We start from the raw sequence: 23,489 nt of genomic DNA, 5'->3' as shown, positions 1-23,489 counted from the left end.
GCTCACACCTCGGCCGTCAGGACCACGGACTCGGCCGACCGCTCGGCCGGGCCGTGATGCACCGCCTCGATGTTGTTGCCGTCGGGATCGAGCACGAAGGCGCCGTAGTAGCCGGGATGGTAGGGCCGCTCGCCCGGCCCGCCATTGTCGCGGCCGCCGGCGGCCAGCGCCGCGGCATGGAAGCGGTGCACCGTCTCGCGGTCCGCCGCCTGGAACGCCAGATGGACATGGCTGATGCCGTCGCCCGGGCTGACGAACAGCTCGTCCGAGGCGAAGAAGCCCGGCCCTTCGAAGGTGATGGCGCGGCCGACCGAGGCCAGCGCGGCTTCGTAGAAGCGCCGGCTCGCCGCCAGGTCGCGCACCACCAGATGGACATGGTCGATCAGGCGGCCCCGGTGGAACTGCATTGTGTCTCTCCCCGTCTCGTGCGGTGTCTTCTAGCCCGCGGCCTTGGTGTCGATCACCTCGAAATGCTCGACCTCCGGGTCGAAGCGGGTCAGGAAGTCGCGGTCGCGCGGGTAGTAGCGGGCGCGGCCGTGATCCTCGCCGGCGAAGGCCTTGATCGCCTCCACCGAGTCCCACAGCGTCAGGGTCAGGAACTCGACCTCGTCGCCGCGGTCCTGGCACAGCAGCCAGACGCCGCGATTGCCGGGCGTCTGCGCATAGTCGCCGAGGCCGGTTTCCTGGAGATAGGCGACATAGGCGTCCTTCTTGGCCTTCGGCACCGGGCCGCGCCACATCCTGGCGATCATCTCGAATCCTCCTCTGTCAGGTCCAGGCGGACGATCGGGCGGGTCGGGCTGCGGCGCGCCACCTCGCGGAAGCCGAGGTCGAGGAACGGCCCCAGCACGCCGGTGTAGATCTCGCCCGACGACAGCCGGCGCCCGGCATCGATCGGATAGGCCTCGACCGCCGGCGCGCCCTGCGACCGCGCCAGCCGTGCCGCGGCCTGCACCAGCGGGCGCAGCAGCCCGGTGCGGCGATGGGCGCGGACGGTGACGAAGCAGGTGATCGACCACACCGGCAGGTCGTCGACCGGCGCCAGGTTGCGCGACCGGGCCAGGCGCGGCTGGGCCGAGCGCGGCGCGACGCCGCACCAGGCCACCGGCCGGCCGTCGCGATAGCCGACCAGCCCCAGCGTCTCGCCTGCCGCGACCCGGTCGTGGAACAGGGCGCGGTTGCCGCCGTCGCGGGTTCCGGCGTTGTAGTCGGCGCGCGGCCGGCGCCAGAAGGCGCACCAGCAACGGCCGGCATCGGCGCAGCCGGCGAACACCGCCTCGACGTCGCCGAGCCGGTCCGGCGTCAGCGGCCGGCAGTGGAGGGCGTCCTCGCGATCGGTCTTCCGCATGTCTAACCCCTGGACCGGTCGGGCCGACGATGCCGGGCTTGCGCCGCCCGAGTCAACCGGTAGGATGGTTAGGCGATGCAGACAGCCGAACCCGCCCCGTCCTACGCCCTGCGGCCGCCGAAACGGATCGGCGGCACGCTGTGCCTGGACTTCATCAACACCGAGATGTGGCGCGGCGACGTCCCGGACCGGCGCGAACGCCTGACCAGCTATGGCGAGCTGGCGCTGTGGGCCGGCCATGTCGGGATCCTCGACCGCGCCGAGGTTCGCCGCCTGGTGCAGGAGGCGGAGCGCCGCCCCAAGGTCGCGGCGGCGGCGCTGGCCACCGCGCTGGGCCTGCGCGGCGCGATCGACCGCATCTTCACGACGCGGGACGCCGTCGCGCCGGCCGACCTGGCCACCGTCAACGCGCTGCTGGCCCGCGCCCCGACCCGCATTGGGCTGGTGCCAACCAAGGCCGGCTTCGCCTGGGCGACATCGCCGGCCGAACCGCTGGAACAGCCGATCTGGCCGGTGCTGTGGGACGCGGCGGAGCTGCTGATCTCCGGCCGCGCCGACCGGGTCGGCAGCTGTTCCGACCCGGACTGCGCCTGGGTCTTCCTCGACACCTCGCGCAACCACAGCCGGCGCTGGTGTTCGATGGAGGATTGCGGCAACCGGCACAAGGCGCGCCGGCACTACGAGCGCAGCCGCGAGGCCGGTTGACCCGTCGACCCTGGCCTGGGCCGGAGCGACGCGATGACGCGCTTTACCTTCCCGCAGGGGGAAGCCTCAGAGTCCCGGCCTCGTCGACAGAATGAGGCTCCGCCCGTGACCGCCCCTGCCCTGACCCGCCGCCGCTTCCTGGCCGGCACCGCCGCCGCAGCCGCCCTGGCCGGGATCGGCCCTCGGCTGGCCCGCGCCGCAGCACCGGTCGGGCTGACGGTGGCGACGCGCAGCATCGAGGTCGACGGCCGCGCCGCCACCGTGTTCGGCATCACCCGGCCGGATGGCGGCCACGGCCTGCGCGCCACGGCCGGCGACGCCTTCCGGGTGCGACTGACCAACGGCCTGGCCGAGCCGACGCTGGTGCATTGGCATGGGATGACCCCGCCCTGGCGCCAGGACGGGGTGGCCGGCGTGTCCCAGGACGCGCTGCCGCCGGGCGCCGGCTTCGACTACGACTTCCCGCTGACGCGCCCCGGCACCAACTGGATGCATTCCCATTTCGGGCTGCAGGAGCAGCGCCTGCTGGCGGCGCCGCTGATCGTCGCCGACCCGGCCGAGGCCGGGCTGGACGAGCAGGAGGTGGTGCTGATGCTGCACGACTTCACCTTCCGCGACCCGGCCGAGATCCTGGCGCAGCTGCGCGGCGACCAGGGCCAGGCGGCGGCGGGCATGGCCGGAATGGACCATAGCGGCCACGACATGGCGGCGATGCCCGGCATGGGTGCCAAGCCGAGTACGGACGCCATGCCGGGGATGAAGCACGACATGGCCGGCATGGGCACCATGGCGGGCATGGCGATGGACCTCAACGACGTCGAATACGACGCCTACCTCGCCAACGACCGCACCCTGGCCGACCCGGAGGTGGTGCGGGTGGAGCGCGGCGGCCGGGTGCGGCTGCGCATCATCAACGGCGCCGCCGGCACCAACTTCCACATCGATCTCGGCGCGGTGTCGGGCTCGCTGGTCGCGGTCGACGGCATGCCGGTGGTGCCGGTCATCGGCCGCCGCTTCCCGATCGCCGTCGCCCAGCGCCTGGACATCCGCCTGACCGTGCCCGCCGGCGCCGCGCTGCCGGTGCTGGCGTTGCGCGAGGGCGACCGGCAGCGCACCGGCCTGGTCCTGGCCGCGCCCGGCGCCGCGGTGGCGCGCATCGCCGATCAGGGCGGGGACAAGACCCCGCCGCTCGACCTGGCGCTGGAGGCGAAGCTGGCGGCGACCGATCCCCTGCCCGCCCGCCCGGTCGACCGCACCATCCCGGTGGTGCTGGCCGGCGACATGGCGAGCTATGTCTGGACCCTGAACGGCAAGGTCTATGGCCAGGACACGCCGCTGGCGGTGCGCCAGGGCGAGCGGGTGGCGATCGTGATGTCCAACCCGTCGATGATGGCCCATCCGATGCATCTGCACGGCCATCATTTCCAGGTGGTGGCGATCGACGGCACGCCGCTGGCGGGCGCCCGGCGCGACACCGTGCTGGTGCCGCCGGGCCGCACCGTCACCGTCGCCTTCGACGCCGACAACCCCGGCCGCTGGGCCTTCCACTGCCACCTGCTCTACCACATGGAGGGCGGCATGATGACGACGGTGGCGTATGAGGGGATCGGCTGAGGGCTGAGGGCCGACGCGTCGCCACCCAACTTGTCATGCCACGGCTTGACCGTGGCATCCAGGGGCGGCCAGAGCAGCTCTTGGTGGCCCCTGGATGCCAAGGTCAAGCCGGGCAATGACAGTGTTGGAGCCTCCCGCCCTCAGCCCTCGACCAGCCCTTCGGCCCGCCAGCGCGCCAGGTAGGCGTCGATTATGGCGTCCAGCCGGGCCTTGCCGAAGCTGTCGTCATGGCCGGCATGGACCACCGTGACCGGCAGCGATTTCAGCAGGGCGAAGGAGCTGATATAGTCGCCGATGTCCATGCCCGGGCCGCGGTACAGCAGCGGGCCGTCATAGATCACGTCGCCGGCGAACAGCGTGCCGGTCGCCTCCTCGAACAGGGCGATGCTGCCGGGGGAATGGCCCGGCACATGCAGCACGCGGAAGCGGCGGTCGCCGAGATCGACCGTCTCGCCGGCCTCGATCAGCCGCGTCGGCTCCGCGCCCTGCAGGGCATAGCTGCGCAGGTCGTAGCCGGCATGCGGCACCGCCGTGACCAAAGCGGGCCCGAGGGGTGGATAGCCGGCGGCCAGGAAGCGCTGCCGCGCCTCGGCCGGGATGTCGTCGGAGATCAGCGACCCCGGGCGCGGCGTCGCCAGGGACGCCGCCTCGACCGGATGCACCCAGCGCTGCTCGAACTCATGGATCGCGCCGATGTGGTCGGCATGGGTGTGGGTGGCCAGGGCGACGGTGTCGCGGCCCGCGAACAGCCCCGGGAGGGCCGGGCGCAGCGGCGCCACGCCCAGGCCGCCATCGATCAGCAGGTCGTGGTCGCGGCCGCGCAGGTGCCAGATGTTGGCCCGCATCAGCACATCGACATGCGGCTCGACGATCAGCGTCAGGCCGCCGCCCATATCCTGCTGGCGGAACCAGTCCGGGGCGACGGGCAGCGCGGAGTCGGTCATGGTCATCGCATCCTCTTCGGCATCAGGCGCCGGGCGCATCCAGCAGCGGCGCGACCACGGCGCGGGTCTCGGCGCTGCGCAGCACGGGGACGATCTCGAAGCTGACGCCGGTGCCGCGCCAATGCAGCACCCATTGCTGCAGCAGGGCCAGGTCGTCGCATTCCATCAGCTGGAAGCAGCGCGCGCCATTGGCCTCGACCCAGCTGTCGACATATGTCAGCCCGTCGGGAATGCCGCGCCCGGCATCGTGCAGATGCCGGTAGGCGGGCACCGGATCGCCGTCGCCGAAGCGCTCGATCACCATGAAAAGCACGGCCTGGCCTCCCTCGCCCGTCCCGGCGCCGGCCGCCGGGTTCAGTCCGTGCCTTCCCAATAGTCCATCACGGCGGATGCGCGATAGCCCTCGCCGGTCAGGCGCACGCTGACCCGGCCGGTCTCGGGGAAGACCGCGACGTCATGCGGGTTGTTCTCGCCGATCAGGATGTAGCGGCAGGGCGCGTCGGTGTGGTTGACCAGGCAGTGCCCGGCCTGCTGCCCCGCGGGGAAGCAGACATAGTCGCCCGCCTTCATCGGATAGGCCTTGTCGCCCAGGCGCAGCGTCAGCGCGCCTTCGAGGATGAAGACATGCTCCTCCTCCAGCAGATGATAGTGCAGCAGATTAGACTGCTTGCCGGGCGGCAGCTCCTCATAGGCCACGCCGACATGGTCGCCACCGCCGAATTTGCTGAGCACCCGGAAGCGGCTGCCCAGCTTGCCGCGGGAGAATTCCTCCCACGGCACCTGCTCGACGGAGAACGGCTCGTAGACGCCGTCGGCGTTGATCGAGGATGGCGTGTCGGACATGGCGGCCTCCCTGGCTGGCGATCCGCTGCCCTGCCGCGCGGGTCGGGCGGCTAGTGCTTGGTGCCCGCGGGCGGCGCGCCGGGAGCCAGGAACGCGACGCGGGCGGCCGCCACGCGCCGGGCCCGCTCCGCTTCCAGCTTCTCGAACCGGCGCCGGTACGTCTGCCGCAGCGTGTGGCTCTGCTCGATGGCCCCGGTCACCTCCTCGGAGAGGCGGCAGAAGCGGTCCACCATGTCCGGAACGGCGTCGGGGTCCTTCGCCAGCGCCTCCACCTCCACCATGCGTCGCTTGGCGAGATCATCCAGCGACTGCATCCGCTTCTCGAGCCGGGCGAGCACCGGATCGGTGACGAGGGCTGGGTTGGGGGCGGGGCGCGTGGGCTTACTCATGAACGGATCATGAACAAACGCCGCGGTTAAGTCAACGCCCTGCGCAGGCGGGAGGCGGCCTGCGGTCAGCCCTGGCCGACCGCCGCCGGCACCCGCCGCGCCGGCCACAGCCGCCAGCCCAGCGTCACCGCCAGGCTGGCCAGGGCGATCAGACCCATGCCGGCCGCCTGCTCGAGCCCCAGCCGGTGGCCGTAGACCGCCCAGTCGCTGACGATGGCCGAGGCCGGATAGATGAAGGCCAGCACCGCGATGACGGGCGTCGGCAGCTTCGGATAGGCGGCGTACATCAGGACGTAGACCAGGCCGGTGTGGACGATTCCGAGCCCGGCCAGCCAGCCCCAGGGGCCGGGCATCGCGGGCAGCGCCGCGATGCTGACGAAGGGCGCCAGCAGCACGATGCCGGTGGCGGCGTGGACCATCGCGGTCAGATGCGGCCGCACCCCGCGCAGCGCCTTGGTCGACAGCACTGTGCCGGTGTAGAGCAGCGCGGCGACGATCGCGAGGCCGGCGCCCAGCAGGCGGCCCGGCTCGGCGCCGCCAGTGCCGATGCCGATGGCCAGCACCAGCCCGGCGAAGGCGATGGCGATCCAGCCCAGTTTCTGCCGGCTGATGCGCTCGCCGAACAGGATCGGGCCGGCCAGCACCACCCAGAAGGGCTGGACATGGTAGACGATGGTGGCGAAGGCGATCGAGGTATGCTGGATCGCGGCGAAGAACGCGACCCAGTTCAGCACGATGCAGACGCCGCCGAACAGGATCAGCCCCCAGGTCCGCAGCGGCAGGCGCAGGCCCCCCAGCCAGCCGCGGGCGGCGCAGAACGCCGCCAGCACCAGCGCGCCGAACACGCAGCGGAAGAACACCGCGTTGATCGGCCCCTGCCCCGATTCCTGCATGAACACGCCGACGGTGCCGACCACCGCCGTGCCCAAACCGAGCTGCAGGATCCCCGTCCGCCGCTCCGCCGCCGTCACCTCGACACTGCCCGCCATCGCCGCCTCCCGTTCCGATCGCTGGAAGCTGGGGCTGCGGCCGCCTTCACTCAAACGAATAGATTTGAAGGGACCCATCACCTGGATTTATGATTGGGCGATGGAACGACGTCTCGATCTCGACGTGCTGCGCACCCTGGTGGCGATCGCCGAGGATGGCAGCTTCAGCGCGGCCGCGTCGCGGGTCGGCCGCACCCAGTCGGCGGTCAGCATGCAGATCCGGCGGCTGGAGGAGGCCACCGGCAAGCGGCTGTTCGACCGCGGCAGCCGGCACTTGCGGCCGACCGCCGCCGGCGAAAGCCTGCTGGGCCACGCCCGGCGTATGCTGCGGCTGGAGGAGGAGGCCTGGGCGGCGCTGATCGAGCCCGACCTGCGCGGCCGGGTCCAGCTCGGCATTCCCGACGACTACGCCGACTCGCTGCTGCCGCCGATCCTGTCGCGCTTCGCCGCCACCCACCCGCATGTCGAGGTCGAGCTGATCTGCGAGCAGAGCACGCTGCTGGACCACCATCTGGCGGCCGGGCGCATCGACCTGGCGGTGGTCACCCGCGGGCTGGGCCGCGACGGCGAACTGCTGCGGCGCGAACCGCTGGTGTGGTTCGGGTCGCCGGACCACGATCCGCATCTCGCCGACCCGCTGCCGGTGGCGCTGTACGAGCCCGGCTGCGTCGCCCGCGACGTCACCCTGCAGGCGCTGGCCGCGGCGCAGCGGCCACATCGCATGGCCTACAGCAGCCCCAGCCTGGTCGGGCTGGCCGCCGTGGTCCGCGCCGGGCTGGCGGTGGCGGTGGTGGTCGAATGCAGCCTGCCCGCCGGCATGCGCGTGCTGGGCGAGCGCGACGGCCTGCCGTCCCTGCCGATGCTGGAGGTGGCCCTGGCCTGGGGCGCCCGGCCGCGGAGCCCGGCCGCCCTGCGGCTGGCCGATCAGATCCGCGGCACCATCGGCCGGCCGGAAGCCGTCGCCGCTTAGAGATCGCCCGGATGTGAAACCAGTCCCAGAAGTTGCTGGAGATGATATGATTTTTGTCGGCACGATTGCCGCAGCCATGGGTTGATGCTGCAATTCGGGCGGAGTCGCTCCGCACATCGAAGGGGGATCGGATGCGTCGCTTCACCGGATTGATCGTCATCATCGTCCTGGTCGTGCTGATCGCCCTGTGGGGCGGCAGCGCCTACAACCGCTTCCTGACCGGCGACGAGGGTGTCAAGGCGGCCTGGTCCGAGGTGCTGAACCAGTATCAGCGGCGCGCCGACCTGGTGCCCAACCTGGTCAAGACCGTCCAGGGCTACGCCAACCAGGAGAAGGACGTGCTGGTCCAGGTGACCGAGGCGCGGGCCAAGGTCGGCACCATGCAGGTGACGCCGGAGACGCTGAACGACCCGGCGGCGCTGCAGAAGTTCCAGGCGGCCCAGGGCGAGCTGTCCTCGGCCCTGTCGCGGCTGCTGGTGGTGACGGAGAACTATCCGCAGCTGAAGTCCGACGCCCTGTTCCAGGACCTGATGACCCAGCTGGAAGGCACCGAGAACCGGATCACGGTCGCCCGCAACCGCTCGATCCAGGCGGTGCAGGAGTACAATGTCGGCGTCCGGCGCTTCCCCGGCAACCTGGTGGCCGGCCTCCTCGGCTTCGGGCCCAAGCCGAATTTCAGCGTCGAGAACGAGGCCGCGATCTCGACCGCGCCCAAGGTCGAGTTCGGGAACCCGGCGACGCCGAAGCCTTGACCATGCTGCGCCGGATGGCCGCCGCGGCCGGCCTGTTGCTGGCCCTCGCCCTGCAGCCGGCCCGGGCGGACCCGGTCGCCGTGCCGGCCCTGGCCACCCGGGTGACCGACCAGACCGGAACGCTGACGGCGGAGCAGAGCCGGATGATCGAGACCAAGCTGGCCTGGGTCGAACGCCGCACCGGCGCCCAGATCGCCGTGCTGATCGTGCCGACCACGGGCACCGACAGCATCGAGGCCTATGCCCTCCGCGTCTTCAGCAGCTGGGGGCTGGGTCGCAAGAACATCAATGACGGGGTTCTGCTGCTGGTGGCCAAGACCGACCGCAGGATGCGGATCGAGGTCGGCACCGGCCTCGGAACCGCGATCCCCGACGCCACCGCCGTGCGGATCATCCAGGACGACATGGTGCCGGCGTTCCGCGCCGGCGACTTCGCCCGCGGCATCACCGCCGCCATCGCGTCCCTGGTGCCGCTGATCGCACGGGACGGCCTGCCGAAGCCGGAGAAGGCGTCGCAAGCCACCCCCATGCCCCCTGCCCTGGCGGACGCGGCATGACCCTGAGCCTGCGCCTGCCCCGCCACCTTGCCGCCCTGGCCCTGCTGCTGGCCTTCGTCCTGCCGGCCTGGGCGCAGCAGCCGGTCGCGGTGCCACAGCTGGCCACCCAGGTCACCGACCTGACCGGGACCCTGACGCCGGGCCAGGCCCAGGCGCTGACCGACAAGCTGGCCGAGGTTGCGCGGCGCAAGGGATCGCAGATCGCCATCCTGATCGTGCCGACCACCGGCGCCGACAGCATCGAACAGTACGCCATCCGCGTCTTCGACCAGTGGAAGCTGGGCCGCAAGGGCGTGGACGACGGCGTGCTGGTGCTGGTGGCCAAGAACGACCACACCGTGCGGATCGAGGCCGGGCGCGGCCTGGAGGGCGCCATCCCGGACATCGCCGCCGGCCGCATCATCCGTGAGCAGATCACCCCGGCCTTCCGCCAGGGCGACTTCGCCGGCGGCCTCGGCGCCGGGGTCGACAGCCTGATCCGCCTGATCAACGGCGAGGCCCTGCCGCCGCCCCCGCCGGACAGCGGATCGTCCAGCGGCGCGCCGCTGGACTTCCCCCAGGTTTTCATCATGGCGATCATCGCCGGCGTGGTGGTCCGCTTCGGCCTGCGGGCCGCCGGCCTGCCCGCGCCGCTGCCGCCGGTCGGCAGCGCGCTGGTCGCCGGCGGCATCGGCTGGGCGGTGTCCGGCATCCTATTCCTCGGGGCGTTCTGCGGCCTCGGCGCGCTGATCCTCGGCGGCTTCGGCAGCGGGCTGGGCGGCCTCGGCGGCGGCACCTTCAGCTCCGGCCGCGGCTCGGGCGGGTTCGGCGGCGGATCCAGCGGCGGGTTCGGCGGCGGTGGAGGCGGTGGCGGTGGATCCAGCGGCGGCGGCTTCAGCGGCGGCGGCGGATCGAGCGGAGGCGGCGGTGCATCCGGGAGCTGGTAACATGCTGCGGCGGTTCAGGCCCTTCGCCCACTGGCATGGCCACCGGCTGCTGCGGCGCCATTTCGGCGCGGCGGTGATGGCCCGGCTGCACCAGACCATCCACATCGCCGAGCGCCGGCACCGCGGCGAGATCGTGGTGGCGGTCGAGGCCGCGGCCCCGCCGCACATCCGCGACAGCCGCGCACGGGCGCTGGAGGTGTTCGGCCGGCTGCGGGTGTGGGACACGGCGCAGGCCACCGGCGTGCTGCTCCATATCCTGCTGTCCGACCATCGCATCGAGATCGTTGCCGACCGCGGCGTCACCGCCCGGGTCGACGACGCCGTGTGGCTGCGGATCTGCGCCGAGCTGCGGGCCCGGTTCCAGGCCGGACAGTACGAGCAGGGCGTGGTGGACGCGCTGGCCGCGATCGACGCCGAGCTGCTGCGTACATGGCCGCTGGCCGAGGGCGAGTCCAATCCCGACGAGCTGCCGGACCGGCCCGTCACCCTGTGAAGGGTTACAGGTTCTTGCGACGGCGCTTGTGGAAGCCGCATCGCCTATGATACCCCCGCCCTTAGTGATTCCGGGAGCAGCGACGCGTGACGGCGATCCAATCGGACCGGCCGACGGTCCTTATCCTCAACGGCCCCAACCTCAACATGCTGGGCGTGCGCCAGCCTGAGATCTACGGCCGGGACACGCTTGCCGACATCGAGCAGGCCTGCGCCGACGAGGCGGAGCAGCTCGAGCTCGAGGTCGACTTCCGCCAGTCGAACCACGAGGGCGAGCTGGTCACCTGGATCCAGGAGGCCCGCACCGCCCATGACGGCATCGTCGTCAACGCCGGCGCCTACAGCCACACCTCGGTCGCCATCCTCGACGCGCTTCAGGCCGCCGAGCTGCCGGTGATCGAGGTCCATCTCTCCAACATCTTTCGCCGCGAACCGTTCCGCCACCATTCCTATGTGTCGCAGGCGGCGACCGGGGTGGTATGCGGATTGGGCGTGCACGGCTATCTTCTGGCCCTGCAGGCCATGGCGCGGCTTCTCGAAACCGACCGGTGAGCAATAGATGAGCACGTTCAGCCTCGATCCCGACTTCGTGCGCGGCCTGGCCAAACTCCTCGACGAGACGGGCCTGACCGAGATCGAGTTCTCGGAGGGCGATCGCCGGATCCGGCTGAATCGCCAGCCGGCACCGGTCGCCGCGACCTATGCCGCAGCCCCCGCGGCCGTCGCCGCAGCGGCCCCGGCCGCAGCCCCGGCGGCCCCGGCCGGCCCGCCGAAGAACGCGGTGACCTCACCCATGGTCGGCACCGTCTACCTGTCGCCGGAGCCGGGCAGCGCCGCCTTCGTCAAGGTCGGCGACAAAGTGGCCGAGGGCGCGACACTGCTGATCGTCGAGGCGATGAAGGTGATGAACCCGATCCGCAGCCCGCGGTCCGGCACCATCACCGCCATCCTGGTCGAGGATTCGCAGCCGGTCGAATTCGCCGAACCCCTCGTCGTGATCGACTGATGTTCGAGAAGGTCCTCATCGCCAATCGCGGCGAAATCGCGCTGCGCATCCATCGCGCCTGCCGCGAGATGGGCATCCGCACCGTGGTCGTGCACTCGACGGCCGACAGCGACGCCATGGCCGTCCGCCTGGCCGACGAGGCGGTCTGCATCGGCCCGCCGGCGGCGCGCGACAGCTACCTCAACATCCCGGCCCTGCTCTCGGCCGCCACCATCACCGGCTGCGACGCGATCCATCCCGGCATCGGCTTCCTGGCCGAGAACGCCCGCTTCGCCGAGATGGTGGAGGAGCACGGCTTCGCCTTCATCGGCCCGACCGCCCAGCACATCCGGGTGATGGGCGACAAGATCGCCGCCAAGGATGCGGTCAAGGCCACCGGCCTGCCCGTGGTCCCCGGCTCCGACGGCGCCGTCGACACGGTCGACGAGGCCCAGGCGCTGGCCCGCGGCATGGGCTATCCGGTGCTGGTCAAGGCCACGGCCGGCGGCGGCGGCAAGGGCATGAAGGTCGCGATGACCGATGCCGAGCTGCCCGAGGCCTACAGCATGGCCCGCAACGAGGCCCGTGCCGCCTTCGGCAATGACAGCGTCTATGTCGAGAAGTATCTCGACCACCCCCGCCACATCGAGATCCAGCTGCTGGCCGACATGCACGGCAACGTGGTGCATTTCGGCGAGCGCGACTGTTCGATCCAGCGCCGCCACCAGAAGGTGATCGAGGAGGCCCCGTCGCCCGCCCTGAACGCCGAGGAGCGGGCCTTTATCGGCGGCCTGGCGGCGGACACCGCGCGCAAGCTCGGCTACCGCGGCGTCGGCACGATGGAGTTCCTGTATCAGGACGGGGAGTTCTACTTCATCGAGATGAACACCCGACTGCAGGTCGAGCACCCGATCACCGAGGAGATCTCGGGCATCGACCTGGTGCGCGAGCAGATCCGCGTCGCCACCGGCGCGCCGCTTGGCTACACCCAGGACGACATCGTGTTCCAGGGCCACGCCATCGAATGCCGGATCAACGCCGAGGATCCGGAGACCTTCATCCCCTCCCCCGGCCGGATCGACGGCTACCACGCGCCGGGGGGCCTGGGCGTGCGGGTCGACAGCGCGATCTATGACGGCTACCGCATCCCGCCGCACTACGACAGCCTGATCGCCAAGCTGATCGTGCGCGGCAGCACCCGCAACGAATGCCTGATGCGGCTGCGCCGGGCGCTGGAGGAATATGTCATCGACGGGGTGAAGACGACCCTGCCGCTGCACGCCCGGCTGATCGCGGAGCCCGACTTCATCAACGGCGAATACGATATTCGCTGGCTTGAGAAGCTGATGGCGAAATAGCGCGCGTCCAGCCTGAATTCAGCCCAATTCTGGGGATATGACCTTGCCAGGTGCCCCGGGGAAGAGCCTGGGGACGGCGATCCATAGGGGATGATGCGATCGCCTTCCCGGGCCTATTCCGGCCTAGGGGTCCGGCTGCCGCCCCGATATGCGAGGAGAGACAGATGAACGTGTTTCGTGCTTCGACGGCGGCGGCGCTGGTCGCGCTGTTTGCGGCCCCGGCCTTTGCGGTCGATGTCCCGTCCGATCCGCTCGAGCGTTGCAAGGGCCTGGTGACCGCTTTGCCGGACTCGCCCCTGAAGGACGCCCAGATCGGCAACATCGAAGCGGTCGGGGACACCGGCTGCAAGTTCACCGACCTGAAGATCACCAAGCCCGGCGACCCGACGACGGTTTCGATCGAGGAGGTCACACTCGACAAGATGGACTTCGCCAGCGTCTACGAAGGCAAGCCGTCGAACGCGCTGGTGGCCGAGGCCAAGGGCATCACCATCGACAGCCCGGAAGCCAAGGCGTTCCTCGGCGATGACGCCAAGTCCTTCGACGTCTCGGTCGACTACGTGCTCGACCCCGCCACCAAGATGTTCACCCTGACCGACTTCACGGTCAGCGGCGACGCGCTGGGCGAAGTGGCGCTGACCGGCGCCTTCGACGGCATCAGCACGGATGCCACCACGGCGTCCGACCCCAGCGCGATGCTGGCCACCGCGGCGCTGCGCAGCATCAAGCTGCACTTCGAGAACAAGGGCATCATCGACAAGGTCATCGCCTTCGCGACGGCCCAGGGCGAGGACCCGAAGACCGCGATCGAGCAGGGCAAGAGCCAGGCGACCATGGGCATGGCGATGCTGTCCGCCTTCGGCGTGCCGGAGCCGGCGGTGAAGAGCCTGATGGCCTTCGCCCAGGATTTCCCGGCGCCGAAGGGCCCGATCACCATCTCGGCCGACCCGGCCGCCCCGGTGGCGCTGGCGCAGTTCGCCGCGGCCAAGCCGGGCGAGCCGAAGTTCACCGAGCTGGTCAAGAGCCTGAATGTCGCCGTCGCCTACTGACGGCTGCGATCGGACCTGATGTGAAGCGATGGCCGGGGCGGCGACTCCCCGGCCATCGCCGTCTCAGGAGACCGGCATGAAGACCCTGGCGATCCTGGCGCCGGCAACGGCGGCCTTGTGGCCGGCGGCATCGATCGACTGATCCTGGTCGACCGTATCGACTTCGATCGGATCCGCAGCGGCTTCGACGGGCGGTGGAGCGCCTGAATCTCGTTGTCGCCGACTGACCGGGCCAAGTGAGACGAATATCGCCATGACCCGCATCCGCCGCGCAGCAGCCGTCGCCGTCATCGTGGCAGGCCTCGTCCCGATGGCCCATGCCGCGCCGGTCCCCACCGCCCCCGCCGACCGCTGCCGCGGCCTGCTGGAGATCGCGGCGGCGGTGGCCGGGATCGCCACGCCGGCGGCCGCCACCGTCGAACCGCTGGGAGCCGATGGCTGTCGCTTCTCCGAGCTGCGTGTCGATCTCGGGCTCGGCCGCAGCTGGACCGTCGGCACCTTGTCGGCCGACGGGTTGGACTTCGCCCGAATCTACCAGGATCGCCGGCTGGAGGCGGCGTCGCTGCGGGCCAAGGACGTCCAGCTGAAGGACTCCGCTGTGACGGCGGCGCTCGGCCCCGGCCTGGTCAAGCTCGACGCGGCGCTCGACTACCGCTGGGATGCCGCGACCGGGGACCTCGATGTCTCGTCGCTGTCACTGTCCGCCCCCGGCCTGGGCGAAATCTCGTTCAGCAACCGGCGCCGGAACGTCCAAGCCGACGCCTTCTCCTTCGACTTCGCGCCGAAGTTCCCCGTCCTTGTCCTGATCGGCGCGGGCGACCTGACGGCGCTGTCGCTGCGCTTCCGCGACGACGGCATCGTCGACCGCGTCCTCACCGCGGCGGCACGAGGCCTGGCCGAGAAGGACCCGGGCACCAACGAGGAGCGGAAGGCCGCGCTGCAGCAGGCGGTGCAGAACCAGGTCGCCTCCATGTCCGTCGGCGGGTTCCCGGACTCGATGGTGACGCCGCTGCTGGCCTTCGTGCGCGACTTCCCGGCGCCCCGGCCGATCACCCTCACCGCCGCGCCGGCCGGAACGGTGTCGATGCCCGCGCTGCTGTTCGGCGAAGATGCCGGGGATGCGACGCCGGAGGAGCTGTTCCGGCGCCTGAACCTGACCGTGACCTATTGAGCCCGCCCGAGCCGACCGAGACGGAGAAGACCATGACCCGCATCTGGAGCGCCGCCGCCTTCGTCGTCGCGGCCGGCTTCGTCCTGCCGGCCCACGCCGCCCCGGTTCCAGCGGACCCGGTGCAGCGCTGCCGCGATCTGATCCCGATGATCGGCAAGGCCACCGAGGAGGCCCCGACGGTCGGCAAGGTGACGCCGGTCGGCGACAGCGGCTGCCACTACAACGACCTGCTCGTGACGATAAGCCGGTACCAGGGCTGGATGGTCGGGTCGCTGACCATCGACCGGATCGACTTCAAGCGTTTCTACACCGACCGGTTTCCGCTGACGCTGTCGGTCCGCGCTGAAGGCATCCGCTTCACCGCGCCGGCCTTGCCCGCGGCGAACAATTATCAGATGAAGCTGGTGCAGAAGCCGATCGAGATCACTTTCGACTTCGATTACGACGCGGCCGCCAATGTGCTGACCATCCGCGACGCCAGCTTCCGCGGCCAGCAGATTGGGCATCTGACCGTCACTGCCGCGGTGCGTGGACTCAACCTCGACAAGCTGACCGCGGACCAGGTTCCGGACCCGGCGGTCGCGGCCGGGGTGGCGCTGCAGTCGCTGACCTTGGAGTTCGACAACCAAGGCATGTTCGAAGGCTATGCCCTGCTGCCGCTGCTGTTCGCCCTGCCGGACGGCGAGACCGACCCGGAAGGCGCGGTCGCCGCGGCCAAGCTACAGGGCATGGCCCAGCTGGCCATCCTGGTCGCGGCGGGGGTGCCGAAGGAGTCGGTGGCGGCGATCGGCCGCTTCATCCAGTCCATGCCGCAGCCGCGCGGGCCGTTCCGCCTGTCGCTGGCGCCGCAGCCGCCGCTCCCTCTCACCGAGCTGGCGGAGTTGGAACCCGGCGAAGTCAGCGAGCTGGCCAAGCTGACGGCGCTGGTGAAGCGGCTGAACCTGACCGCCAGCTACTGAGCTGCGTTCTCACGGCCGCACCAGCCCGAAGGCCGCGCGCACCGCATCCAGCGTCCGGGCGGCCTCGGCCCGCGCCGCCTCGGTGCCGCGCCGCAGGATCGCGCGGACCTCGTCCGGGGCCCGCGCGAATTCCGCCCGGCGGGCGCGGATCGGCGCCAGTAGCGCGTCCAGCACCTCCTCCAGCCGCCGCTTCACCGCCATGTCCCCCAGGCCGCCGGCGCGGTAGCGCTGCTTGAGCGCCACCACCCCGGCCGCATCGGGGTCGAAGGCGTCGAGATAGGCGAAGACGACATTGCCCTCGACCCGGCCCGGATCCTCCGCCCTGACATGGCCGGGGTCGGTGTACATCCGGCGGATCGCGGCGCGGACCGTGTCGGCATCGGCGCGCAGGTCGATGGCGTTGCCGGCCGATTTGCTCATCTTGCCCTGGCCGTCGAGGCCCGGCAGCCGCGGTGTGGCCGACAGCAGAATCCGCGGCTCCGGCAGCACCGCATCGCCGGCCAGACGGTTGACGGCGCGGACGATCTCGACCGTCTGCTCCAGCATCGGCGCCTGGTCGGCCCCCACCGGCACCAGCGTCGCCGCCACCGCGGTGATGTCGGCGGCCTGGCTGACCGGGTAGCACAGGAAGCCGGCCGGCAGGTCGCGGACGAAGCCGCGCTGGCGGATCTCGTCGCGCACCGTCGGGTTGCGCTCCAGCCGGGCCACGGTGACCAGGTTGAGGTACAGCATCGCCAGCTCGGCCAGCTCCGGCATCGCGGATTGCAGCGCGATGTGGCTCCGCGCCGGGTCGATGCCGATGGCGAGGTGGTCCAGCGCCACCTCCATCACGTTGCGGCTGACCCGGCCGGGATCGGCGGCGTTGTCGGTCAGGGCCTGGAGGTCGGCGATCAGCACGAATTGCCGGCACAGGCGCTGCAGCCGCAGCCGGTTGGCCAGCGACCCCGCATAGTGGCCGAGATGCAGCGGCCCGGTTGGCCGGTCGCCGGTCAGCACGGTGTCGGCCTCGGTGATCCCGGGCGCCGGGGCCGGGCGGGCAAGGGTGATGTCGGTCATAGGACGAGTCCTTTCGAGCAAGGCAAGGGGGCCGCTCGGATGGATTGCCGTCTCACGGAGATGAAAAAGGGCCGACTCCATCGGAGCAGCCCGGGGTGCAGGACGAAGCACGCGCAGCCGCCGTCAGGCGCTGCGCCACCAATTCCGGAACGAGGTCGCGGGCTTCATCATGCCGGCATGATAGCGCGACGCGGCCGCGCAGGAAAGACCGCGGCGGCTAGACGCGCCCCCTCCCCCTCGGCTATCGACGGAACATGAGCGCCGCGACTCCCCTTGCTTCCGGTATCACCACCCGGTCCCGGCCATGACCCGCATCACGCCCCAGCTGCTGCTGCGCGCTTACGCCGCCGGGCTGTTCCCGATGGCGGAATCCGCCGACAGCACCGAGCTGCACTGGTTCGACCCGCCGCGTCGCGGCGTGCTGCCGCTCGACGGCCTGCACGTGCCCCGCCGCCTCGCCCGCACCGTCAAGGCCGGCCGCTTCCGGGTGACGGCGGACGGGGCCTTCGCCGCCGTGATCGCCGCCTGCGCCGCGCCCGCGCCCGACCGGCCGAACACCTGGATCAACGACGAGATCGTCGCGCTGTACACCACGCTGCACCGCGGCGGCTTCGCCCACAGCGTCGAGTGCTGGGACGGCGACACGCTGGTGGGCGGGCTGTACGGCGTCTCGCTCGGCGGTGCCTTCTTCGGCGAGAGCATGTTCAGCCGTGCCACCGACGCCAGCAAGGTGGCGCTGATCCATCTCGTCGCCCGGCTGCGCGCCGCCGGCTTCATCCTGCTCGACACCCAGTTCGTCACCGACCATCTCGCCCGCTTCGGCACCATCGAGATCGACCGCGCCGAATACCGCCGGCAGCTTGCCACCGCGCTGGCGTTGCGGCCGGACTGGGCCGGCGCCGACCCGGCTGCCGAGATGGACGACCTGCTGCACCATCGACCGGAGGGATGATGGCCACCCTGCCCCTGCGCCGCCGCCCGGTCCCGGCCGGCCCGATCGACGAGGCGCTGTTCGACTTCATCGCGGCCCATCCGGTGCCTGCGATGCCGTTCGACCCGCGCTGGGGCCTGACCAAACTGGTCTCGGGTCCCGGCGCCATCCTCGACCTGGCCGATGTCGCGGGCCGCCGCGTCGCCGTGGCCGTGCTGGTCGACACCTGCAGCAACGTCGCCGACGCGGCGAATTTCGCGCTGCTCGGCATCGATCCCGGCTGCGACCGGCAGGCCCTGGCCGATCGGCTGCTGCAGGAGGCCGAGGCGGCGATGCCGGGCAGCCGGCGCCGCCACCTCGAGATCGAGGCCACGGACCTGTTCCTCGACTGGGAGGCCCGGCTGGTCGCGCGGGGCTACCGTGAGGCCTACCGGATGTACCTGATGCGTCGCGCCCTAGACGGCCCGCCGCCGCCAGTGCCGCCGCTGCCCGACGGCTTGTCCTGGGGCCGGCCGACCGAGGCCACCATGCGCAGCCAGCACGACGCCGTCCGCCGCGCCATGGCGCCCGTCCCCGGGTCCAGCATCCCCGACTTCGACAGCTTCGCCGCGCGCGCCATGGCCCTGGCCGACAAGCACGGCCTGATCCTGCAGGGCGGCCGCGTCGCCGGCTTCCTGCGCGTCTATCCGCCCGAATCCCTCGGCGGCGAGGGCGATGTCAGCCTGATCGGGCGGGACCCGGAGTTCCGCGGCGGCCGGCTGGGCGACATCCTGGTGGCCGAAAGCCTGCGGCGGCTGCACGCCGCCGGGGCCGGCAGCGCCGTGCTGGACGTGGCGGCGGCGAACGACGCGGCGCTGGCGCTGTACCGGCGCCACGGCTTCGCGGTCAGCGAGACCATCCCGGTCTTCGCCAAGGCGTTTCCCGAGGCTGGCCCGCTGGAGTCGCCGCGATGACCTTCGCCACCTGGATGATCCTGGCCGCCGTGATGCTGCCCTATCTCACCGTCATGCCGGCCAAATCCGCCGCGCGGATCGACAACCACGCGCCGCGCCTGGGCATGGAGCGGATGACCGGCTGGGCGCAGCGCCTGGACTGGGCGCACCGCAACCATTTCGAGACGTTCCCGGCCTTCGCCGCGGCAGTGCTGGTGGCCCAGCTGGCGGCGGCACCGCAGGGCCGGGTCGACCTGCTGGCCGGGCTGTTCGTGCTGGCCCGGATCGCCTACACCGGCGCCTATGCGGCCGACCTGCCCAGCCTGCGCTCCAGCCTGTGGACGCTCGGCTTCCTCTGCGTCCTCGGGCTGTTCGCGGTCGCGGCGCTGTAGGCCCTACTGGTGGCCCACCCTACTGACGGCTGGGCGGCAGCGCCGGCGGGATGATCTTCATTTCCGGCAACGGCAGGGTCGAGGCATCCGGCACGTTGTCGTCGACCTCCTGGTTGGCGGCGGCAGCGGCCGGCGAGGCGTCGGTGCAGCTGACCACCCAGACATCGTAGACCGGGTGGTCGAGCGCCGAGACGCCGGGCGAGGACGCGAACATCCAGCCGGAGAACACGGTGGCCGCGGGGTGGCCCGGCGGCGTGTCGGTGATCTCGAGGAAGGCGGCGCTTTCCGGCGGATCCTCGGGCGGCGCCTTGCGGCAGGCCCGCACCGTGATGGCCAGGCTGCCGAACTGGACCTTGTCGCCGACCTTGGCCTCGAGCGGCTGGGTCCGCGCCGTGATCTTGTCGAGCCCGCGCAGTTCGGCGATCGGCTGGTCGATGGTGGCGGCGGCCTGGGCCGCGGCGGGAAGCGCCGCGACGGCGAGGACCGCCAGGGCCGGCAGGACAGCGAAACGACGCATGATGCCGCTCAATTCCCCAACATGCCGCCGGCCGGCTTCTGCGGGGCCTGGCCCTGGGACGCCCCACCCTGCCCGCCGCTGCTGGCCTTGTCACCGATCTGGCCGATGCTGAAGATCACCTGGCCGAGCAGCTGCTCGAGGCTGGGGTTGGACTGGGTGTGGTCGATGGTGTCGCCATCCTTCAGCCAGCCGCTGGGATCGTCGGGGCGGCCGCCAGGGCTGAGCGTCAGGGTACGGCCGCCGAGCAGCCCGTCGCTGCTGATCGCCGCGGCGGTGTCGTTCGACAGCTTGATCGACGGATCGATCGAGAGGTCGACATTGGCCAGATAGGTCTGGGGGTCGAGGGCGATGCTGGTCACGGTGCCGACCTTGACGCCGCCGATGCGCACGTCGGTGCCGGCCGAGACGCCGTCAGCCTGGTCGAACTGGGCCTTGAGCCGATAACCCGAGACGGTGTTGAAATTCGCGCTGGAATAGGCGAATCCCAGGAAGAACAGGGCGACGGCCAACACGACCGCGCCCATCACCGTCTCGATGACGTTCCTGTGCATCACTCTTCCTCAGGCGGGTCCGGTCACGTCGGCGTCCACGGCTCGTAGTCGCCGGTCGCCTTGGCGCGATGGCTGCCGCGCAGCGGATGGCCGGGCGGCAGGTAGGCGTGCTCGGTCCCGGTCGGGTTGCTCTCGGGCGGCTGCTGCCAGGGGCGGCGGAACGGGCTGGCCTCGCCCGGCGGCTGCTGGGTGGTGTGGTGCAGCCAGCCATGCCATTCCGGCGGCACGCGGGTCGCTTCCGACACGCCGCCGTTGAACACCACCCAGCGCTTCTCGCGGCCGCCCGCACGGATCTTGCGGCTGCGGAAGTAGCGGTTGCCGAGCGCGTCATTGCCGACATGCGCGCCATGCCGCCAGGTGACGAAACGGAGATAGGCGCGGAGCCCGAATTCGGTCAGATCGAAGGCCATGGATCCGTGGACATACCGAGAGGCGACCCCAGGTCGCCGAACGGCGCGGACTATGGCATCGCCGACCGCCCGCGTCCAGTGCGCGCGCCGCCGCGCGGCCGGGGCATTTTCAAGGCAGCCGCGCAGGTGAAGAAACGCTCGCCTCCGGCATCGGCGCGGCCGGGCGCCGCGGGTCGGTCGCCGCCACGGCGATGCCGGCCGCGACCGTGGCCAGGCCCAGCAGCAGCGGCCAGCCGACCGGCTCGCCCAGCAGCAGCGTGCCGAACAGCGTGGCCACCACGGGGTTCACCGTGACCGAGATCGCCACCCGGGTCGGCGTGGTGCGGCCGAGGGCGAAGGACCACAGGAAGAAGGTCAGCGCGGCGCCGACCACGCCGAGATAGAGCACCACGGCCCAGCCGGCTGCGTCGAGGGCCGGCAGGGCCACCGGCCGTGTCGCCAGCGCCAGCGCCGCCAGGCCGCAGCCGCCCGCCGCCATGCTGAGCGCGGTGAAGGACAGGGCTGCGGACCGCCTGACATAGGCGCGCGACCACACATTATAGAGGGCGCCGCAGCCCGCCGCCCCGACCATCAGCAGATCGCCGCGCCAGGCCTGCGGCGGCGCGTCGGCCAGACCGGCCATCAATGCCAGCGCCACCCCGGCCATGGCGAGCAGGACGCCGGCCGCCTTGCGCCGGGTCAGCGCCTCGATCCCCAGCGCCGCGCCGGCGGCCAGGGTCAGCAGCGGCTGGGTCGACAGCGCCAGCGCCCCGCGTGCCGCGGTGGTGTGGGCCAGCGACGCGTTGAACAGGAAGGGGAAGGCGGCGAAGAACAGCAGGCCCAGCAGCGCCACCGCCGGCAGGTCGCGCCGCGCCGGCCAGGGCGCCCGCAGCGTCAGCACCACCGGCACCAGCAGGGCGCAGCCGATGCCGAAGCGGAACACGCCGAGCGTCGCCGGGTCGGTGGCGCCGATCACGAAGCGCGTCGCCACCACCGACGTGCCCCCCAGCGTGCTGGAGGCCAGCGCCGCCATCACCCCGATCCCGTTCCGCGACATCGCCCCTGCCCCTTCCGCCATGCGTAAGAAGGATAGGAGCCGCAGCCAACTTCACGGAAACGCATAACTATGATCCACTACATCAGAATCTGTGATGGATAGGCCGTGATGGAGGGATCATGCTGGACCCGGACCTGCTGCGCGCCTTCGTCGCCGTCGCCGACCATGGCTCCTTCACCCGCGGCGCCGCGGCGCTGAACCGGACCCAGTCGGCCGTCAGCATGCAGATCCAGCGGCTGGAGGCGGCGATCGGCGCGCCGGTGCTGGACCGCACCCGCCGCAGCCTGCAACTGACCCCGGCCGGCGAGATCCTGCTCGGCTATGCCCGCCGCATCCTTGCCGTCTCGGCCGAGGCGGTGGGCCGGCTGCGCGACCTGCAGGTCGAGGGCGTGGTGCGGCTGGGCGTGATGGAGGATTACGGCACCCGGCTGGTGCCGCCGCTGCTGGCGGGCTTCGCCGCCGCCCATCCCCGCATCCAGGTCGAGATGGTGACCGGGCTGACCGGGCCGATGCTGCCGCGACTGGGCGAACGCTTCGACCTGGTGCTGGCGATGCATGCGGCGGGCGACGGCGGCGGCACCTTCCTGCGGCGGGAGCGGGCGGTGTGGGCCGCCAGCCGCGCCCTGGCGGGTGACAGCCACACTCCCCTGCCCCTCGCCCTGTACCCGCAGGGCTGCCTGTTCCGGGCCTGGGCCATGGCGGCGCTGGACGATGCCGGCCTGCCCTGGCGCCTGGCCTTCGTCAGCCACAGCCTGGCGGCGGTTACCGCCATCGCGGCGCAGGGCCTGGCCGTCACCGTGGTCAAGGCCGGGCTGTTCCCGCCGGAGCTGCGCCCTCTGGGCGACCGCGACGGGCTGCCGCCGCTGCCGGAGGCGGATATCCGGCTGCACCGGGCGCCCGGCCTGGCCCCGGCCGGCGCCCTGCTGGCCCGGCATCTGGCCGAAGGACTGGCCCTCCCCGAGCTCGCCGCGGCGATATAGTACTCTCGCTTACTTTCTCGTAAGCCCATTCGGTTTGCACCGCCTGCCCAATTGTTTTGCAGCGCACCAATTGCGCATTGCGGCGGAATTGCGACGAATTTCGCCAACCGAGGCGGAAGCTGGGCGCAGTGGGCGATTAATTGTCAGGCATTGCATCGCCTGCATTGCTGCGGTGCGATAGGCAGGGGTGGAAGCATGGCTAAGGTAAGCGCATATATCGGCTCGTGCAGTGAGACACACCGCACACCGCGCCGCGAACACCTCGCTGGTCGCGGCACGCCCAAAGAAGGAAGTCTGACGTGAACACCCTCATCAACAAGCTGGTCGCCGCCTGGGACCGTCGTCGTGCCTATGCTGCCCTGATGCAGCTCGATGACCGCCTGCTGGCCGACATCGGCATGAACCGCGGCACCATCATGGAGCGCCTCAGCCGCGCCGCCCGCGACACCAACATCGGCCATGCCGACGTTGCCAGCATGCTGCGCCCGACGGCCGTCGTTGCCGCCGCGAACGAAGATTCGGTCATCCGTCGCGCCGCGTGATCGGAGCGACTGGAGGCACCCTGTCCGACTCCTCCCCCGGACAAGGGTCGCGAAAACCCCGCCGAGCGTAAGCCGGCGGGGTTTTCTTTTG

The 23,489-nt window shown here is 71.2% G+C and carries 32 protein-coding genes; 18 read left to right on the top strand and 14 right to left on the bottom strand.

Features of this window, described 5'->3' with window-relative positions; translation table 11 throughout:
* Positions 1-2 precede the first annotated feature (2 nt).
* The 3 genes from AB4112_RS05175 to AB4112_RS05165 are packed head-to-tail and all read right to left on the bottom strand — an operon-like array spanning position 3 to position 1,348.
* The gene (locus AB4112_RS05175) at positions 3-407 is read right to left on the bottom strand and encodes a VOC family protein (protein WP_441717532.1); all 405 of its coding nucleotides are present in this window, start codon (positions 405-407) and stop codon (positions 3-5) included.
* 30 nt (positions 408-437) lie between these two features.
* Positions 438-752, bottom strand: coding sequence for an antibiotic biosynthesis monooxygenase family protein (locus AB4112_RS05170; protein WP_441717530.1), 315 nt, complete (start codon positions 750-752; stop codon positions 438-440).
* Positions 749-1,348, bottom strand: a complete 600-nt coding sequence (locus AB4112_RS05165; protein ID WP_441717528.1) for a GNAT family N-acetyltransferase — start codon at positions 1,346-1,348, stop codon at positions 749-751. Before AB4112_RS05165 ends, AB4112_RS05170 begins: the two co-directional genes overlap by 4 nt.
* 75 nt (positions 1,349-1,423) lie before the next feature.
* Between AB4112_RS05165 and AB4112_RS05160 the strand changes: the two genes are divergently transcribed.
* Both AB4112_RS05160 and AB4112_RS05155 read left to right on the top strand, forming a co-directional pair.
* Positions 1,424-2,053 carry a CGNR zinc finger domain-containing protein gene (locus AB4112_RS05160; RefSeq protein ID WP_441717526.1) on the top strand — a complete coding sequence of 210 codons (630 nt, stop codon included), beginning with the start codon at positions 1,424-1,426 and terminating at the stop codon, positions 2,051-2,053.
* A 105-nt stretch (positions 2,054-2,158) separates the two neighbouring features.
* Entirely contained in the window at positions 2,159-3,667 is a 1,509-nt protein-coding gene (locus AB4112_RS05155) for a multicopper oxidase family protein (RefSeq protein WP_441717524.1), read from the top strand.
* A 140-nt stretch (positions 3,668-3,807) separates the two neighbouring features.
* On the opposite strand, the gene AB4112_RS05150 is transcribed toward AB4112_RS05155, so the two are convergent.
* The 5 genes from AB4112_RS05150 to AB4112_RS05130 all read right to left on the bottom strand — a co-directional run bounded on the left by AB4112_RS05150 (position 3,808) and on the right by AB4112_RS05130 (position 6,832).
* Complete coding sequence (locus tag AB4112_RS05150; RefSeq protein ID WP_441717522.1) at positions 3,808-4,611, bottom strand: MBL fold metallo-hydrolase; 804 nt, start codon at positions 4,609-4,611, stop codon at positions 3,808-3,810.
* A gap of 22 nt (positions 4,612-4,633) precedes the next feature.
* Positions 4,634-4,915: a DUF3303 domain-containing protein gene (locus AB4112_RS05145; protein ID WP_441717712.1), complete on the bottom strand. Its 282-nt coding sequence runs from the start codon at positions 4,913-4,915 to the stop codon at positions 4,634-4,636.
* 50 nt (positions 4,916-4,965) lie between these two features.
* Positions 4,966-5,454 carry a cupin domain-containing protein gene (locus AB4112_RS05140; RefSeq protein ID WP_309795980.1) on the bottom strand — a complete coding sequence of 163 codons (489 nt, stop codon included), beginning with the start codon at positions 5,452-5,454 and terminating at the stop codon, positions 4,966-4,968.
* 50 nt (positions 5,455-5,504) lie between these two features.
* On the bottom strand, positions 5,505-5,843 hold the full coding sequence (locus tag AB4112_RS05135; RefSeq protein ID WP_309795979.1) for a hypothetical protein: 339 nt from the start codon (positions 5,841-5,843) through the stop codon (positions 5,505-5,507).
* A gap of 65 nt (positions 5,844-5,908) precedes the next feature.
* Positions 5,909-6,832: a DMT family transporter gene (locus AB4112_RS05130; protein ID WP_441717519.1), complete on the bottom strand. Its 924-nt coding sequence runs from the start codon at positions 6,830-6,832 to the stop codon at positions 5,909-5,911.
* Between the two features lie 100 nt (positions 6,833-6,932).
* Between AB4112_RS05130 and AB4112_RS05125 the strand changes: the two genes are divergently transcribed.
* The 9 genes from AB4112_RS05125 to AB4112_RS05085 all read left to right on the top strand — a co-directional run bounded on the left by AB4112_RS05125 (position 6,933) and on the right by AB4112_RS05085 (position 13,921).
* On the top strand, positions 6,933-7,802 hold the full coding sequence (locus AB4112_RS05125) for a LysR substrate-binding domain-containing protein (protein WP_441717517.1): 870 nt from the start codon (positions 6,933-6,935) through the stop codon (positions 7,800-7,802).
* A gap of 131 nt (positions 7,803-7,933) precedes the next feature.
* Positions 7,934-8,554, top strand: coding sequence for a LemA family protein (locus tag AB4112_RS05120; RefSeq protein ID WP_309795973.1), 621 nt, complete (start codon positions 7,934-7,936; stop codon positions 8,552-8,554).
* Between the two features lie 2 nt (positions 8,555-8,556).
* Positions 8,557-9,111, top strand: a complete 555-nt coding sequence (locus AB4112_RS05115) for a TPM domain-containing protein (protein WP_309795971.1) — start codon at positions 8,557-8,559, stop codon at positions 9,109-9,111.
* A complete protein-coding gene (locus AB4112_RS05110; RefSeq protein ID WP_309795970.1) occupies positions 9,108-10,037 on the top strand; it encodes a TPM domain-containing protein in 930 nt (309 codons plus the stop codon). Before AB4112_RS05115 ends, AB4112_RS05110 begins: the two co-directional genes overlap by 4 nt.
* Before the next feature lies 1 nt (position 10,038).
* Positions 10,039-10,530, top strand: a complete 492-nt coding sequence (locus tag AB4112_RS05105) for a TPM domain-containing protein (protein ID WP_309795968.1) — start codon at positions 10,039-10,041, stop codon at positions 10,528-10,530.
* 86 nt (positions 10,531-10,616) lie between these two features.
* Positions 10,617-11,081, top strand: coding sequence for a type II 3-dehydroquinate dehydratase (gene aroQ / locus AB4112_RS05100; RefSeq protein WP_309795966.1), 465 nt, complete (start codon positions 10,617-10,619; stop codon positions 11,079-11,081).
* 7 nt (positions 11,082-11,088) lie between these two features.
* Positions 11,089-11,535, top strand: coding sequence for an acetyl-CoA carboxylase biotin carboxyl carrier protein (gene accB / locus AB4112_RS05095; RefSeq protein WP_309795964.1), 447 nt, complete (start codon positions 11,089-11,091; stop codon positions 11,533-11,535).
* Positions 11,535-12,872 (top strand): acetyl-CoA carboxylase biotin carboxylase subunit, encoded by a 1,338-nt coding sequence (gene accC / locus AB4112_RS05090; protein ID WP_309795962.1) that lies wholly within the window; start codon positions 11,535-11,537, stop codon positions 12,870-12,872. The genes accB and accC overlap by 1 nt, the downstream gene beginning before the upstream one ends.
* 164 nt (positions 12,873-13,036) lie before the next feature.
* Positions 13,037-13,921: a hypothetical protein gene (locus AB4112_RS05085; RefSeq protein ID WP_309795960.1), complete on the top strand. Its 885-nt coding sequence runs from the start codon at positions 13,037-13,039 to the stop codon at positions 13,919-13,921.
* 63 nt (positions 13,922-13,984) lie between these two features.
* Here AB4112_RS05085 and AB4112_RS05080 read toward each other — a convergent pair whose 3' ends face one another.
* Complete coding sequence (locus tag AB4112_RS05080; protein ID WP_441717512.1) at positions 13,985-14,176, bottom strand: hypothetical protein; 192 nt, start codon at positions 14,174-14,176, stop codon at positions 13,985-13,987.
* Here AB4112_RS05080 and AB4112_RS05075 point away from each other — a divergent pair.
* Entirely contained in the window at positions 14,175-15,092 is a 918-nt protein-coding gene (locus AB4112_RS05075; RefSeq protein WP_441717510.1) for a hypothetical protein, read from the top strand. The two genes, AB4112_RS05080 and AB4112_RS05075, sit on opposite strands and share 2 nt — an antisense overlap.
* A gap of 32 nt (positions 15,093-15,124) precedes the next feature.
* Entirely contained in the window at positions 15,125-16,051 is a 927-nt protein-coding gene (locus AB4112_RS05070; protein WP_441717508.1) for a hypothetical protein, read from the top strand.
* Between the two features lie 9 nt (positions 16,052-16,060).
* On the opposite strand, the gene trpS is transcribed toward AB4112_RS05070, so the two are convergent.
* On the bottom strand, positions 16,061-17,107 hold the full coding sequence (gene trpS, locus AB4112_RS05065; RefSeq protein WP_441717506.1) for a tryptophan--tRNA ligase: 1,047 nt from the start codon (positions 17,105-17,107) through the stop codon (positions 16,061-16,063).
* A 304-nt stretch (positions 17,108-17,411) separates the two neighbouring features.
* On the opposite strand from trpS, the gene aat reads away from it, so the two are divergent.
* From aat to AB4112_RS05050, 3 genes are read left to right on the top strand one after another with little or no spacing between them, the layout of a single operon-like run.
* Positions 17,412-18,059, top strand: coding sequence for a leucyl/phenylalanyl-tRNA--protein transferase (aat, locus tag AB4112_RS05060; protein WP_309795950.1), 648 nt, complete (start codon positions 17,412-17,414; stop codon positions 18,057-18,059).
* The gene (locus AB4112_RS05055) at positions 18,059-18,991 is read left to right on the top strand and encodes a GNAT family N-acetyltransferase (RefSeq protein WP_441717504.1); all 933 of its coding nucleotides are present in this window, start codon (positions 18,059-18,061) and stop codon (positions 18,989-18,991) included. The genes aat and AB4112_RS05055 overlap by 1 nt, the downstream gene beginning before the upstream one ends.
* Complete coding sequence (locus AB4112_RS05050; RefSeq protein WP_309795946.1) at positions 18,988-19,362, top strand: MAPEG family protein; 375 nt, start codon at positions 18,988-18,990, stop codon at positions 19,360-19,362. Before AB4112_RS05055 ends, AB4112_RS05050 begins: the two co-directional genes overlap by 4 nt.
* A 19-nt stretch (positions 19,363-19,381) precedes the next feature.
* Here AB4112_RS05050 and AB4112_RS05045 read toward each other — a convergent pair whose 3' ends face one another.
* The 4 genes from AB4112_RS05045 to AB4112_RS05030 all read right to left on the bottom strand — a co-directional run bounded on the left by AB4112_RS05045 (position 19,382) and on the right by AB4112_RS05030 (position 21,876).
* Positions 19,382-19,879 (bottom strand): DUF2155 domain-containing protein, encoded by a 498-nt coding sequence (locus tag AB4112_RS05045; RefSeq protein WP_441717501.1) that lies wholly within the window; start codon positions 19,877-19,879, stop codon positions 19,382-19,384.
* 8 nt (positions 19,880-19,887) lie between these two features.
* Positions 19,888-20,430, bottom strand: a complete 543-nt coding sequence (gene mlaD, locus AB4112_RS05040; RefSeq protein WP_441717499.1) for an outer membrane lipid asymmetry maintenance protein MlaD — start codon at positions 20,428-20,430, stop codon at positions 19,888-19,890.
* A gap of 23 nt (positions 20,431-20,453) precedes the next feature.
* Positions 20,454-20,840: an NADH:ubiquinone oxidoreductase subunit NDUFA12 gene (locus AB4112_RS05035; protein ID WP_309795940.1), complete on the bottom strand. Its 387-nt coding sequence runs from the start codon at positions 20,838-20,840 to the stop codon at positions 20,454-20,456.
* 109 nt (positions 20,841-20,949) lie between these two features.
* Positions 20,950-21,876, bottom strand: coding sequence for a DMT family transporter (locus tag AB4112_RS05030; RefSeq protein ID WP_441717496.1), 927 nt, complete (start codon positions 21,874-21,876; stop codon positions 20,950-20,952).
* 119 nt (positions 21,877-21,995) lie between these two features.
* On the opposite strand from AB4112_RS05030, the gene AB4112_RS05025 reads away from it, so the two are divergent.
* Together AB4112_RS05025 and AB4112_RS05020 are read left to right on the top strand one after the other, a co-directional pair.
* On the top strand, positions 21,996-22,856 hold the full coding sequence (locus AB4112_RS05025) for a LysR family transcriptional regulator (RefSeq protein ID WP_441717494.1): 861 nt from the start codon (positions 21,996-21,998) through the stop codon (positions 22,854-22,856).
* A 299-nt stretch (positions 22,857-23,155) separates the two neighbouring features.
* Positions 23,156-23,398, top strand: a complete 243-nt coding sequence (locus AB4112_RS05020) for a DUF1127 domain-containing protein (RefSeq protein WP_309795935.1) — start codon at positions 23,156-23,158, stop codon at positions 23,396-23,398.
* Positions 23,399-23,489 lie beyond the last annotated feature (91 nt).

The sequence above is a fragment of the Inquilinus sp. 2KB_23 genome (assembly GCF_052115705.1).
Taxonomy (GTDB): Bacteria; Pseudomonadota; Alphaproteobacteria; order DSM-16000; family Inquilinaceae; genus Inquilinus; species Inquilinus ginsengisoli_A.
The sequence above is the reverse complement of the archived record's forward strand: the minus strand, read 5'-3'. Positions and strand labels throughout refer to the sequence as shown.